This window comes from Aquitalea pelogenes, from assembly GCF_001515305.1.
In the GTDB taxonomy this organism is placed as follows: Bacteria; Pseudomonadota; Gammaproteobacteria; order Burkholderiales; family Chromobacteriaceae; genus Aquitalea; species Aquitalea pelogenes.
This window is the reverse complement of record NZ_LNQV01000005.1, coordinates 51,491-64,798: the sequence shown is the minus strand read 5'-3', so window position 1 is coordinate 64,798 and position 13,308 is coordinate 51,491. Positions and strand designations below refer to the sequence as shown.

The window sequence follows — 13,308 nt, the reverse complement described above, 5'->3', positions numbered from 1 at the left end:
ATTGGCGGCCCATGCCGCAAGGATACATGACGCATTATTCCGTACATTGGCGCGAGGCCATCTGGTCGCGCCGCATGCTGATCTGCATTGCCACCGGCTTCAGCTCCGGTCTGCCGCTGTATATGCTGATCAATCTGCTGCCAGCCTGGCTGCGCAGCGAAGGAGTGAATCTCAAGGCCATCGGCCTGTTTGCCCTGATCGGCCTGCCCTATACCTGGAAATTCCTGTGGTCGCCGCTGCTGGACCGCTTTGTCCCGCCATTGTTGGGGCGGCGCCGTGGCTGGATGCTGCTCAGCCAACTGGCCTTGCTCATCAGCATGGCCCTGTTCGGTCTGTTCAATCCACAGCTGCAATTACAGCAGATTGCCGCACTGGCGGTGGTGGTGGCGTTTTTCTCGGCCAGTCAGGATATCGTGCTGGACGCTTATCGCCGCGAGCTGCTGCCCGAAGCCGAGCTGGGGCTGGGCAACTCGGTGCATATCAATGCCTACCGACTGGCCGGCCTGGTGCCCGGTGCCCTGTCGCTGATTCTGGCCGATCACACCAGTTGGGCCAATGTGTTCGTCATCACTGCGCTGTTCATGCTGCCGGGGCTGCTCATGACCCTGCTGGTGTCCGAGCCCAGACTGGCTGGTACACCGCCCAAAACCCTGCGTGAAGCCGTGGTGGAGCCGTTTCATGAGTTCATCCACCGCCAGGGCTGGCACAGCGCCGCCACCATTCTGGGTTTCATCTTCCTGTACAAGCTGGGCGACAGCATGGCCACCGCACTGGCTACGCCGTTTTACCTGGACATGGGCTTTGCCAAATCGGATATCGGCCTGGTGGCCAAAAACGCCGGGCTGTGGCCGGCGGTGATTGGTGGATTGCTTGGCGGAGTGTGGATGCTCAAACTGGGCATCAACCGCGCCCTGTGGCTGTTTGGCGTGGTGCAGGTATTGTCGATTCTGGGCTTCGCCTGGCTGGCCAGCTATGGCCATTTTCAGCAGATTGGCCCTACCCAGCTGGCTCAGCTGGCGCTGGTGATCGGTTTTGAAGCGCTGGGCGTGGGCCTGGGCACGGCGGCTTTTGTGGCCTTCATCGCCCGTACCACCCATCCGGCTTATACCGCCACCCAGTTTGCCCTGTTTACCAGCCTGTCGGCGGTGCCACGCACCTTCGCCAACGCGGCGACCGGCTATATTGTGAATGATCTGGGCTGGATGGGTTTTTTCCTGCTGTGCACCCTGCTGGCCTTGCCAGGCATGTTGTTGCTGCTGAAAGTGGCCCCGTGGCACGGGGATGATCAGAACGGAGAGACTGCATGAAGGCAACTGTTATCCTGTTGAGTCTGCTCAGCCTGCCAGTGCTGGCTGCGCCGGGGCCGGAAGCCATGCCGGAACCAGCCGTGCCAGCCGCAGGCAATACCGTGGTTTTGCAAAAGGTGGATTACCAATGCGCGGCCCAGCGCGTGGTCAGCGTGGAATATCCGCAGGCAGAAGTGGAGGACGTGGTGCCCATCCGCATCAGCTGGCATGGTCGCCATTACCGGCTGGTACGGGTCAGCAGTGCCAGTGGCGCACGCTATGCCAGCCAGCAGCTGGTGTGGTGGAACAAGGGCGAGCAGGCGGTATTGCTGACTCGCGGCGGGCGCACGCTGGCACGGGATTGCCAGCCGCTGCTAACCGCTACCATAGCACCGGTCCTTACCCCGGCAGCACCATGAAAAAAACCGGCCATCAAGGCCGGTTTTGCTTTGTGCTGCATGACTCAGGCTTTTTTACGGTGCAGGTCGGGTAGCAAGACGGTGATGATGCCCAGCAGCGGCAGGTAGGCGCACAGCTGGTACACGGTTTCGATGCCGTAGTGGTCGGCCACCTTGCCCAGTACCGCAGCGCCAATGCCGCCAATACCGAAGGCAAAGCCGAAGAACAGCCCGGACACCATGCCCACCTTGCCCGGCACCAGCTCCTGCGCATAGACCAGGATGGCGGAGAAGGCCGAAGCCAGGATGAAGCCGATGATGAAGGACAGCACGCTGGTCCAGAACAGGTCCACATGCGGCAGCGCCAGGGTAAACGGTGCCACACCCAGAATCGAGAACCAGATCACCCGCTTGCGGCCAATGGCATCGCCAATCGGTCCGCCCAGCACGGTACCGGCAGCCACGGCAAACAGGAAGATGAACAGATGCAGCTGTGCTGCCTGCACGCCCAGCCCGAAATGCTGCATCAGGTAGAAGGTGAAATAACTGGTGATGCTGGTGAGGTAGAAATACTTGGAGAACACCAACAGCACCAGCACACCCAGCGTAAACGCTGTGCGCTGCGGTGACAGCCCGGTGGCCACGATGGCCTTGTGTGCCTTGGTGGTGCGTTGCTGGTGGGCATACCAGTTACCAATGCGCCACAGCACCAGCATGCCCAGCAAGGCCGCCAGCGAAAACCACGCCAGGCTGGGCTGACCATAGGGAAACACCACCAGCGCGGCCAGCAAGGGGCCGGTGGCGGTGCCGGCATTGCCGCCCACCTGAAACAGCGATTGCGCCAGGCCGTGGCGACCACCGGATGCCATGCGCGCCACGCGCGAGGATTCCGGATGGAAAATGGACGAGCCGGTGCCTACCAGCGCGGCGGCCATCAGCAACACCGGATAGCTGGACGCCACCGACAGCAGCAACAGGCCGCACAAGGTGGAACCCATGCCGAAAACCAGCGAATAAGGCAGTGGCCGCTTGTCGGTGTAGATGCCGACCAATGGTTGCAGTAGTGAGGCGGTGCACTGGTAAACCAGCGTCATCAGGCCGATCTGGGCAAAGCTCAGATGAAAGCCGCCCTTCAGTACCGGGTAGATGGCCAGAATCAGCGACTGCAACATGTCGTTGAGGAAATGGGTAAAACTGATGGCACCCAAAACCCGGAAGCGGGTGTCCTGCGGCGGTGCCATGCTCTGGCTGGCGCTTGTCATGATGATGTCGTCTTGTGGTGGTGGGTTCATCATGCTATCAAGGGCTATCCCTGCCCGTCTTGCGCATTCGGGGCAATCATCTGCGAGAAAATGACAGTCATGAATGATTATCAACATCTGCACCAGTACGACACCGGTATCGCCCCGGTCGTGGCCAAGGCGCGTGATTACCCGGCGGGTGAAGACACGCCGCGCCATGCCCACCCCACGGCACAACTCTTGTATGCGGTGGAAGGCGTGATGGTGGTGAGTACGGCGCTGGGGCAGTGGATCGTGCCGCCTACCCGTGGCATCTGGCTGCCAATCGACACCTGGCACCAGGTGCGGATGATCAGCGCAGTGCGCATGCGCACGGTGTATGTGCGCAAGGATAGTCTGGAAGGCTTGCCGCAGGAGTGCCGGGTGCTGGCCATTTCGCCCTTGCTGCGCGAGCTGATTCTGGCGGCGATGAGCATCGCCGTACCGTACCCGCCGGATTCACGCGATGAGCGGCTGATGAAGCTGCTGCTGGACGAGATCCGCAGCCTGCCCACGCTGGCTTTGTCCCTGCCTCGGCCGCAAAGCCCGGCCTTGCAGGGCTTGTGTGATGTATTGCTGGCCGAGCCGGCGGATGCCCGTTCGGTGGAGGAGTGGGCCACACAGCTGGCGATGGACCCGCGCACCTTGCAGCGGCGTTTCAGCCGGGAAACCGGCTTGTCACTGGGGCAGTGGCGGCGGCAGGCACGGCTGATTGCCGCGCTGGAAAAGCTGGCCTGCGGGGCCAGTGTGCTGGAAGTGGCACTGGATCTGGGTTATGCCAGCCCCAGTGCCTTTGCCACCATGTTCAAGCGCGAGCTGGGGGTGTCACCCAGCAGCTTCTATGCGCCGCTGCCGGATGATGATTACTCGGTGACAGGCGGCTAGGGCAGGGCGCGGCGCAGCGCGTCCAGCTGGGTGAGGCTTTCGTCCAGAATCAGCAATTGCAGCATCTGTTCGGCCAGCGCTTCCTTGCCACCCCGGTAGGCCTGGGCAAAGGCGTCCACGGCGGTGGCGTCCAGCAAGTTGTCGGTCTGGCGGCTCAGCCGGCTGCCAAGGCCGGCAAAACGCTCGGCCAGACTGGTTTTCAGCCAGCCGGAAAGCGGCGGGTTGAAGCCGCGTTTCTTGCGCTGGAAAAAGTCGGCGGGCAGGGCCGGGTGCATGGCACGGCGGAAAATCAGCTTGGCCGGCTGGGTGTAGCGCTCGGCATCGCTTGTTGCCAGCAGATGCTGGTACAAGCCGTGGTCCAGCAGCGGGGCGCGGCCTTCCAGCCCGTGCGCCATGGTGCACAGGTCCGACTTTTGCAGGATGTAGTCGGGCAGGTAATTGGCAAAGTCGATGGCCAGCAGGCTTTGCAGGCCGGGGACGGCATCACTGGCTTCCGGGCCGATGTCGTCCGGTGCGCGCCAGTAGCTGAGTTGTTGCAGCTCACGTCCGCCTTGCAGGTAGCGGCGCTGGCCCGGTGTCATGCCGGAAAAACGCAGCGAATAGGCCTCCGTCCAGCTCATCGCCAGTTCGGTGCCCAGCTTGCCCTGTTTGCCGTCCAGTGAAGGACGGATGCCCAGCGGCAGTTGCAGGTGACGACGCCAGCGGGTGCGCAGATGCTTGTTCATGCGTTTGTAGCCGGCCAGCAGCTCGTCGCCGCCGTCGCCCACCAGCACCACTTTCACGTGCTTGCTGACTTCCCGTGCCAGATACCAGGTCGGGAAGCTGGACGGGTCGGCAAAGGGCTGGTCCAGATCAGCCACAATGCGCGAGAAATCCGCCGCCAGGTTTTCTGGCATGTCGATGCGGATATTGCTCAGCCCCATGCGCTGGGCGGAATCTGCCGCGTCGATTGATTCATCCAGCGTGCTGCCGGGAAAGGCCGCGGTAAAGGTGGAAAACTGCTGATAGCCCTGGGTGGCCAGTCGGCTGGCAATCAGGGTGGAGTCAATGCCGCCGGACAGCAGCACGCCCAGCGGGCGGTCGGCCACGGTACGCATGGCTACGGCATGGTCCAGCTCCGGCAGCCAGTCGCCAGCCGTGGCTTGCGGTTGCCAGTAACGGCGTTTCTTCAATTGACGACTGGCAAGGTCGAACTCCAGGCAATAGCCGTTTTCCAGCCGCTGGATGTTTTCGAATACGGTGGCCGGTGCCGGGATGTAACGGTGCGCCAGATAGGCGTCGATGGCGGCTGGGCTGAACTGGCGGGCAGGCAGGGGCAGGAAGGGCAGCACCGAGCGCACCAGCGAGCCGAACGCCAGATTGCCATCCAGCAGCGCATACAGCAGCGGTTTTTCGCCCATGCGGTCGCGTGCCAGATGCACCTTGCCCTGGCGCAGGTCGAGAATGGCAAAGGCAAACATGCCGCGCAGGCGCGTCAGCAAGCCGTCAATGCCCCAGGCTTCGTAGGCCCGCAGGATGAATTCGGTATCGGAATGGGTGCGGAACACTACGCCAGCCTGTTCCAGCTCGCGTTTGCCGTCTTCCCAGTCGTACACCTCGCCGTTGTAGCAGATCCACAGCTGGCCATCGTCGTTGCGCATCGGCTGGTCGGCCTCGGGGCGCGGGTCGATGATGGACAGCCGCGCATGCAGCAAGGCGTTGTGGATATTGTCCGCTCCTGCCTGTCCTCCTTGCGCATCCAGCCGTAGCTGGTGGGCGGCATCCGGGCCGCGGCGGGCCAGCTCCAGCAGCATGGCATCGGCGGTGGCCGCTGCCACCGGTTGTCGGGAGAAGAAACCTGCGATTCCGCACATAGTAAAGATGATCCTGATCCTGACCGCGGCACCGGGCTGGCGGTCAGTCGTCGCAAAAATGGAAAACCGGCTGCTTGCGCCGGGTTCAGCGCAGCGCCGGTATCAAGCAGACAGCCTGCTGTCTGGCTTGTGGTTTACTGCTGCGTGTTATGCAAACGCAGCGCGGCCTCGGCCAGGCGTTTGCCCTGGGCCAGCGCCAGCTTGCGTTCGTCTTCGGACAGCGGCCGGTCGTTCTTGACCCCCGCCACATGGCTGACACCATAAGGGGTACCGCCGGTCTGGGTGGCTGCCAGCGCTGCTTCGGCATAGGGCAGGCCGACAATCAGCATGCCGTGGTGCAAGAGCGGCAGCATCATGCTCAGCAAGGTGGATTCCTGCCCGCCGTGCATGGACGAGGAGCTGGTAAACACGCATCCGGGCTTGCCGGCCAGCGCGCCCGCCAGCCATTCGCCACTGGTGCTGTCGATAAAGTACTTCATGGCCGCCGCCATATTGCCAAAGCGGGTGGGGCTGCCCAGCGCCAGGCCAATGCATTCGGCCAGATCGCTTTTTTCCACATAGGGTGCGCCCTGTGCCGGAATGGCCGGTTCACTGGCTTCGCACACGGTGGATACCTTGGGCACGGTACGCAGCCGTGCCTGGCAGCCGGGCACACTTTCGATGCCACGGGCAATCAGTCGGGCCAGTTCGGCAGTGGCACCATGCTGGCTGTAATAGAGAACAAGAATGTCTTGCACGGCAATATCCGGTTAAGGGCCACGTTCAGTGGCGGTAACAGGCTGCATGATACCAGCTTCCAATCGTTAATTTGTGTGAAGACGGTGTACATGGCATTACGTTGACCAAGAACCGGCCTGCATGGACTTGGCCTTGGGCAGGGCCTGTCTTGTGGCTGTCACTTGCCAGCGGCGAAAGGCTGCATTACCTTGCCGCAGATGAAACTGCCGCATAAATACGCTACTCAGGCAGGCTTTGTCGGTTTTCTGGTCAGACGCATGGGCAGCCATCGTGTGATGCAGGTGGCCGGCAGCCTGACTTTCACCACACTGCTGGCGCTGGTGCCGCTGTTCACCATCGCGCTGACGGTGATATCCGCTTTCCCGGTGTTTTCCGATTACAGCACGCGTTTCAAGGTGATGCTGCTGTCCACCCTGGTGCCGGAATTCGCCGGCAAGGTGATATCCGTCTACATGCGCCAGTTTGCCGACAATGCGGAAAAACTGACCGCAGCCGGCATCGTGATGCTGGGCGTGACGGCCTTGATGCTGATGTCCACCATCGAGCGCACCTTCAATGCCATCTGGAGCGTGCGCCGTGGCCGCCCCTGGCTGCAGCAGAGCATGGTGTACTGGACGGTGCTGACGCTGGGCCCGCTGGTGCTGGGGGGCGGCCTGTTGTCCTGGCGCTGGCTGCTCAAGTTCACCCGCTTTGAAAAGACCATGCCGCTGTTGGCCAGTACGGTCGAGGCGGGCGGCACCATTTTGCTGACCGGCATTGTCTTGTCGCTGCTGTACCGCATTGTGCCCAACCGCTTTGTCCCGATCCGTCATGCCGTGCTGGGCGCGATGATTACCGCGGTGTTGCTGGAACTGACCAAGCTGCTGTTTGGCTACTACATCGGACAGGTCGCCAATTACCAGCTGGTGTATGGCGCTTTTGCCAGCATTCCGATTTTCCTGCTGTGGGTGTACTGCCTGTGGATGGTGGTGCTGGCCGGTGCGGTATTCACCGCCTCCCTGTCTTACTGGGAGGGCGGGGCCTGGCGCGCCGCTTTGAACCGCGCCGCCGTTTTCTGGATGCGGTGGAAGTATTGCTGATGCTGGATGCCGCCCAGGTGCAAGGCCGCAGCCTGACACCGGTTCAGCTGCGCGAGCAGGTGAAGATCGGTTATGACGAACTGGGACTGGTGCTGGACAAGCTGGCGCAGCATGGTTACGTGCAGAAAGGCCAGCGTGATGGCTGGGTGCTGATGCGCAAACTGGCCAGCGTGCACTTGTCCGACCTGTTCCAGCTGTTTGTCTACCGGGCCGACCTGGCCAACGACGATGATGTCGGCCAGGGTATTGAAGCCTTGCTGGGCAGTGTCACCGAACGGCTTCAGACCGTGACGCTGGAGGATTTTGCCCGCCGGCTGGGGCGGAAGTAGTCGGTGTTCTGGTAGAAGGCCGGGTTTTCATTGTCCGGCCACCAGCCCGGTATGCCCAGCAAGGGCAGCGGCCACAGCTGGCGCGGGCTGGTCAGCCAGTTGTCATCGGCCAGCAGCGCAGCCAGCCTGGCATCCAGCCAGGCCCGTTGCGTGTGTTCATCCAGCTGGAAAAATCCGGTGTCGACATCCAGCAGCAAGGCTTTGCCGCACCAGCCGATATGCGGCTGCAAACCTACTTCGAAAATGGCGTGTCCCAGCGTATGCACGCTGATGTGTCGTCCCCAGGCAGCACGCTCATCGACAAACAGCGTGTGCCACTGCATGTCATCCAGTGCCTGGCCCAGTTCCGGACGGGCACAGGCCACGATCACCCCGCATTCATCCAGCAAGGTGGCGGCATCACGCCGTGGCCCGCGTTTGACCTCTCCACGGCTGATGGCCCGCACATGGCGCGCATTCAGTGCCTCCTTGCTGCGCGGCCATGCCAGCCAGGCCAGCGCATTGAACCAGTCATGCCAGTTGTGGCTGCGGGTGGGCACCTCGCCGGTGCTGCCGATGTGCATTTCATAGTAGGCGTCTGCTTGCAGGTCACAGCAGAAACGCAGCTGCGCGGGGAGCTGGCAGCGCAGGCGGGCCTGTTGCAGCAGTTGGTCGTAGTCCTGTTGATCCGGCCAGTCCGCCAGCGGCAGCAGGGTGGCAAAATCGGCAACCGGCTGGTACAGCGGGTGGCTGAGGTAGTGCTTGCTCCAGTCTTTCACGGCAGGGGCCATCGCGGGAAAACGCGTATTCTAGAGCCACAGCCGCCGGCTGCGATAGCCGCCTTGCCTGCTGCTGTCCCTCACACCACCTTGAGCGCCAGGTCATGGCATACCCGGTTGCGTCCTTCGTGCTTGGCCTGGTACAGCAGTTTGTCCGCCCGTTTGAGCAAATCGTCCACATGCAAGTCGGTTTCGCGCAATAGCGTCATGCCCAGGCTGACGGTGTAACGGATGTCCTGGCCATTGACCGTCACCTGGCTGTCGCTGACGGCCTGGCGCAGCCGTTCGGCCACGGCCAGTGCCGCGCTGCTGTCGGTGTTGGGCAGGATGGCGGCAAACTCTTCACCTCCCAGCCGGCCGGTCAGGTCACTGGTGCGCAACACTTCGCGGCACAGGCGGGCAAAGTGGGTGATTACTTCATCCCCGGCGGCATGACCGTACTGGTCGTTGATGTTCTTGAAATGGTCCAGATCCATCATCAGCACCGCCATCGGCGTCTGGTAGCGCTGGCAGCGCTTGAGCTCGCGCCCGGCTTGCTGCAGGAAGTGGCGACGGTTATCCAGGTGGGTCAGTTCATCAATGGTGGCCAGCTGCACCAGCTTCTGTTCATGCAGGTCGCTTTGCAGGGCAATGGCGGTGATATGCGAGCTGCGGTACACCAGACGCATTTCCTCCGGGGTTGGCGTGCGTGGCTCGCTGTAATAGATGGCAAAAGTGCCCAGCAGCTCGCGCTGGCTACTAAACAGCGGTGTGGACCAGCACGCACGCAGCTCAAAGCGGCGCGTCAGTTCCAGATAGGGCTGCCACAAGGGGCTGCTTTCCATATCCTCGACAATGATGGTGCGCTTCCAGTAGGCGGCGGTGCCGCAGGAGCCGACTTCCGGGCCGATGGCGATGCCCTCTATCCGGGAGGTGTAGCCCGCAGGCAGTCTGGGGCCGGATGCCACATGCAGGTGCTGGCCGTCTTCGGTCAGCAGCATCACCGAACAGCGTCCTCCCGCCAGCTGGGTCTCAATCATGGTGCAGATCTGCGCCAGCGTGTCTTCCAGCGGCTGATTGGAGGCAATCATCTCCATCACGGCGTTTTCTTCACTGAGCAGGCGCTGGGCCAGTCGACTGTCGGTGACTTCCCGGTCCACTGACAGGATGCTGGTGAGCTTGCCCTGGCTGTCGAATTCCGGAAACAGCCGGGTTTCGAAGATATGACGCCGGTTGAGCAGCAGCAATTCCATCTCGAAACAGCGTGGCTGCCCGGTGTCGATCAGCGTCTGGCATTCACTTTCAAACTGCTGGACGATATCGGCGGGCCAGCCTTTTTCCGCCGTGGTCTTGCCGATGTGTTCATCGCGGATCAGCGGCGAATAACGGCTGACACTGCGGTTGATGAACTGGCAGCGCAGTGACAGATCGTAACGGGCAATAATGTCGCTGGAGTTCTCCACCAGCGTGCGGAACTCCTGCTCCCGCCGGCGGATGGCCGCCTCGGCCAGTTTGCGCGGGGTGATGACCTGGCTGAGGGCCAGCACGCGATGCGTATCGTCCGCACAGTCCTTGCCCTGCAGGATTTGCTCCAGCCATTCCCAGTGCTGTTTTTCGTGGCGGATACGGTATTCCAGCTCCTGACTGGTCTGCCCGCTGTGGGCGATGGCTTGCAGGGCGTTTTCCAGCAGCGCTCTGTCATCCGGGTGCACGCGCTCCAGCCAGTCGCCCAGGTCCAGCTGCATGTCGCTGGCGGGCAGGCCCAGCAGGGTGGACAAGGCTGCGGGTGAGCCTTGTACCAGGTTCTTGTCGAGGTCGAATTCGCACAGGCCGATGCGTGCCCCTTGCATGGCGGTCAGCATGGCCTGGGCTTGCGGTACGGCCAGCACCGCCTCGTCAAGCGCATGCAGCTGGATGATGCGCCAGCGTGCGGGCAGGAATTCCGCCGGCAGCACCAGTTGCTGAATGCCCAGCCGGGTATGGCCGCAGCACTCATCGGTCCACACCAGGGGCTGGGCGCTAGCCAGCAAGGCAGTCTGTTGCTGCAAGCGTGCGTACAGTGTTTCGGGCAAGCGCTGGTCGGGGCCGATGTCCAGCCACTTGGCACAGGCATCCCCGGCAGCCTGTACCCGGCCTTGTTCGTCCAGAATCAGCATGGCCTCGCCGGAATGCTGCACATTGAAACGCAGGGAGTCCTCCTGCAGCTGGCGCAGGCGCCAGCGTTGCCAGAAACTGCCCAGCCATGCGGCCAACGCCAAACCCACGATGCATAGCAACGGCCATTCCCATGGCGTTTTGATGGCAGGTGCTGCCCATGCCGAACTACTGAACAGCAGCAGGGCGCTGCCAGACCGGATGACATGGCTACCGGTATTTGCGCTCAATTTATCCAAATGCCTACCCGCCGCTTTCTGATGCCGCCCCTGTTAACGTTTGTGCTGGGCTTTGCTTCATCATGGCACCTGATTCGGAAATTGTGATGATGAAAATCAGACTGCATATGCCGTGGTCGTCGTTTTTGTGCAACAAATAAAGTATGCTGTGCCGATTGTTGCGGAGTGTTGCATGGATTATTTCCCGATTTTTCTCAAGCTGCAGGATGCCGCCTGCCTGGTGGTGGGCGGGGGCGATGTCGCCCTGCGCAAGGTGCGTTTGCTCAAGGCTGCCGGTGCACGCCTGACCGTACTTGCGCCGGAAGTGACGGCGGAACTGGCCCGGATGATTGAGCAGGGCGAGCTGGAGTGGCTGCCGGAGCGGTTTGAGGCATCCCGCGTTGCCGGCATGCGGCTGGTGGTTGCGGCCACCAATTTGCGGGAGGTCAACCAGCAAGTATCGGCCGCAGCGCAAGCACAGAATATTCCGGTCAATGTGGTGGATGATCCGGAACTCTCCACCTACATCACCCCTGCCATCATCGACCGCTCGCCGCTGGTGATTGCCGTGTCATCCGGCGGTGCCGTGCCGGTGCTGGCCCGTCTGGTACGGGCACGGCTGGAAAGTATCATTCCGGCCGGTTTCGGCCTGCTGGCGGCATTTTCGGCACGCTTTCGCGACCGGGTAAAGGCCCGCTTTGCCGACGTGGAGTCACGCCGCATTTTCTGGGAAAACGTGCTGGAAGGACCGATTGCCGAAGCGGTGATGAATGGCCGCGAGGCGGTGGCCAGCGCCGAAATGGAACAGCGCCTGGCCAGTGCGGAAGACCGTCCCAGTGGTGCGGTGTATCTGGTGGGCGCCGGACCGGGCAATCCCGACCTGCTTACCTTCCGTGCCCTGCGCCTGATGCAGCAGGCCGATGTGGTGCTGCATGACAACCTGGTTGCGCCGGAATTGCTGGAGCTGGTGCGGCGCGATGCCGAGCGCATTTACGTGGGCAAGGCTCGTGCCAATCACACCTTGCCGCAGGAAGACATCAATCAGCTGATGGTGCGTCTGGCCAGCGAAGGCCGCCGCGTATTGCGCTTGAAAGGCGGCGATCCGTTTACTTTTGGCCGTGGTGGTGAGGAAATCGAAACCCTGGCCGCCCACGGCATTCCGTTTGAAGTGGTGCCGGGCATTACCTCGGCAAATGGCGCAGCCAGCTATGCCGGTATACCCTTGACCCATCGTGATCATGCCCAGTCGGTGACTTTTGTCACCGGCCACAAGAAAGACGGCAGCATCGATCTGGACTGGCCAGCCCTTACCCGGCCGGACCAGACGGTGGTGGTGTACATGGGGCTGACCATGGCGGCTGATTTGTGTGCGGCCTTCATCGCCCACGGCAAACCGGCCGATACCCCGGCGGCGGTCATCGAATGGGCCACCACCACGCGTCAGCGCACGCTGACCGGAACGCTTCAGAGCCTGCCGGCACTGATTTCTTCCTATGGTGTTGCGTCGCCAGCGCTTATCATTGTGGGCAGCGTTGTCACGCTGGCAGATAAACTGGCCTGGTTCCGCCGTGTGGAAAACGGGCCTGCTACAATGGCGGATTCGCAGCAGAAATGAGCGCAGCCTGCCCCCGGGGCAGCTGTGTGCCGATCATCGTTACGGACAAGAAGACGCGGGCATGGTAGGTGTATTGGTCATATCGCATGGCAATCTGGGCGCTTGTCTACTGGACTGCGCCCGGCATGTATTAGGACGGGACCCGGACAATATCGCCACGCTGGCGGTAGAAAAAACCGAGGATCCGGATCAGAAACTGGTCGAGGCTTCTGCGCTGGTGGCACGCCTGGAACAAGGCGATGGCGTAGTGGTACTGACTGATATGTATGGTGGCACACCATCCAATATTGCCAGCCGGCTGATCGACCCGGGCAAGGTGGAAGCCGTTGCCGGGGTCAGTCTGCCCATGCTGGTACGTGCGCTCAGTTATAGCAGCCAGCCGCTGGAAATCGTGGTCAGCAAGGCCATTACCGGTGGGTTGGAGGGCGTGCTTTATATTCTTCCAGGGGACGGTAATGCTGCGCGTTGAAATACAAATTATCAATAAACTTGGCCTGCATGCGCGGGCTTCGAGTAAATTCACCCAGCTGGCCAGCCGCTTCAAGAGCGATGTGGGCATTGCCCGCAACGGCAGGCGTGTCAACGGCAAGAGCATCATGGGCGTGATGATGCTGGCCGCGGCCAAGGGGGCTACCGTGGAGCTGGACGTGGATGGTCCGGACGAGCAGGAAGCGCTGGATGCGCTGGTGGCACTGATCAACAATCGTTTTGACGAGGCTGAATGAATCAGCCCGCT

Annotated in this window: 13 protein-coding genes; 8 read left to right on the top strand and 5 right to left on the bottom strand. The window is 61.9% G+C overall.

Features of this window, described 5'->3' with window-relative positions:
- Positions 1-26: 26 nt before the first annotated feature.
- On the top strand, positions 27-1,307 hold the full coding sequence (locus tag AWT75_RS03305; RefSeq protein WP_062787295.1) for an AmpG family muropeptide MFS transporter: 1,281 nt from the start codon (positions 27-29) through the stop codon (positions 1,305-1,307).
- Positions 1,304-1,705: an MliC family protein gene (locus AWT75_RS03300; protein ID WP_062787291.1), complete on the top strand. Its 402-nt coding sequence runs from the start codon at positions 1,304-1,306 to the stop codon at positions 1,703-1,705. The genes AWT75_RS03305 and AWT75_RS03300 overlap by 4 nt, the downstream gene beginning before the upstream one ends.
- A gap of 44 nt (positions 1,706-1,749) precedes the next feature.
- Here the strand turns inward: AWT75_RS03300 and AWT75_RS03295 are convergent, their stop codons facing one another.
- Positions 1,750-2,979 carry an MFS transporter gene (locus AWT75_RS03295; protein ID WP_275575674.1) on the bottom strand — a complete coding sequence of 410 codons (1,230 nt, stop codon included), beginning with the start codon at positions 2,977-2,979 and terminating at the stop codon, positions 1,750-1,752.
- Positions 2,980-3,045: 66 nt separating this feature from the next.
- On the opposite strand from AWT75_RS03295, the gene AWT75_RS03290 reads away from it, so the two are divergent.
- Positions 3,046-3,849, top strand: coding sequence for an AraC family transcriptional regulator (locus AWT75_RS03290; protein ID WP_052694180.1), 804 nt, complete (start codon positions 3,046-3,048; stop codon positions 3,847-3,849).
- Here AWT75_RS03290 and asnB read toward each other — a convergent pair.
- Positions 3,846-5,702: an asparagine synthase (glutamine-hydrolyzing) gene (asnB, locus tag AWT75_RS03285; protein ID WP_062787286.1), complete on the bottom strand. Its 1,857-nt coding sequence runs from the start codon at positions 5,700-5,702 to the stop codon at positions 3,846-3,848. The two genes, AWT75_RS03290 and asnB, sit on opposite strands and share 4 nt — an antisense overlap.
- A gap of 134 nt (positions 5,703-5,836) precedes the next feature.
- Positions 5,837-6,439: an NAD(P)H:quinone oxidoreductase gene (wrbA, locus tag AWT75_RS03280; protein ID WP_045847760.1), complete on the bottom strand. Its 603-nt coding sequence runs from the start codon at positions 6,437-6,439 to the stop codon at positions 5,837-5,839.
- A gap of 198 nt (positions 6,440-6,637) precedes the next feature.
- On the opposite strand from wrbA, the gene AWT75_RS03275 reads away from it, so the two are divergent.
- Positions 6,638-7,519, top strand: a complete 882-nt coding sequence (locus AWT75_RS03275) for a YihY family inner membrane protein (RefSeq protein WP_239689445.1) — start codon at positions 6,638-6,640, stop codon at positions 7,517-7,519.
- The gene (locus AWT75_RS22580; protein WP_239689444.1) at positions 7,504-7,848 is read left to right on the top strand and encodes a hypothetical protein; all 345 of its coding nucleotides are present in this window, start codon (positions 7,504-7,506) and stop codon (positions 7,846-7,848) included. The genes AWT75_RS03275 and AWT75_RS22580 overlap by 16 nt, the downstream gene beginning before the upstream one ends.
- Here AWT75_RS22580 and AWT75_RS03270 read toward each other — a convergent pair.
- Positions 7,800-8,606, bottom strand: a complete 807-nt coding sequence (locus AWT75_RS03270; protein ID WP_231588905.1) for a DUF3025 domain-containing protein — start codon at positions 8,604-8,606, stop codon at positions 7,800-7,802. The genes AWT75_RS22580 and AWT75_RS03270 overlap by 49 nt on opposite strands.
- 80 nt (positions 8,607-8,686) lie before the next feature.
- Positions 8,687-10,969, bottom strand: a complete 2,283-nt coding sequence (locus tag AWT75_RS03265; protein ID WP_062787280.1) for a diguanylate cyclase — start codon at positions 10,967-10,969, stop codon at positions 8,687-8,689.
- 181 nt (positions 10,970-11,150) lie between these two features.
- On the opposite strand from AWT75_RS03265, the gene cysG reads away from it, so the two are divergent.
- The 3 genes from cysG (at position 11,151) to AWT75_RS03250 (ending at position 13,297) form a co-directional block, all read left to right on the top strand.
- Positions 11,151-12,572: a siroheme synthase CysG gene (cysG, locus tag AWT75_RS03260; protein WP_062787277.1), complete on the top strand. Its 1,422-nt coding sequence runs from the start codon at positions 11,151-11,153 to the stop codon at positions 12,570-12,572.
- Positions 12,573-12,633: 61 nt separating this feature from the next.
- Positions 12,634-13,041, top strand: a complete 408-nt coding sequence (locus AWT75_RS03255) for a PTS sugar transporter subunit IIA (RefSeq protein WP_045847764.1) — start codon at positions 12,634-12,636, stop codon at positions 13,039-13,041.
- A complete protein-coding gene (locus tag AWT75_RS03250; RefSeq protein ID WP_045847765.1) occupies positions 13,028-13,297 on the top strand; it encodes an HPr family phosphocarrier protein in 270 nt (89 codons plus the stop codon). The genes AWT75_RS03255 and AWT75_RS03250 overlap by 14 nt, the downstream gene beginning before the upstream one ends.
- Positions 13,298-13,308: the final 11 nt, after the last annotated feature.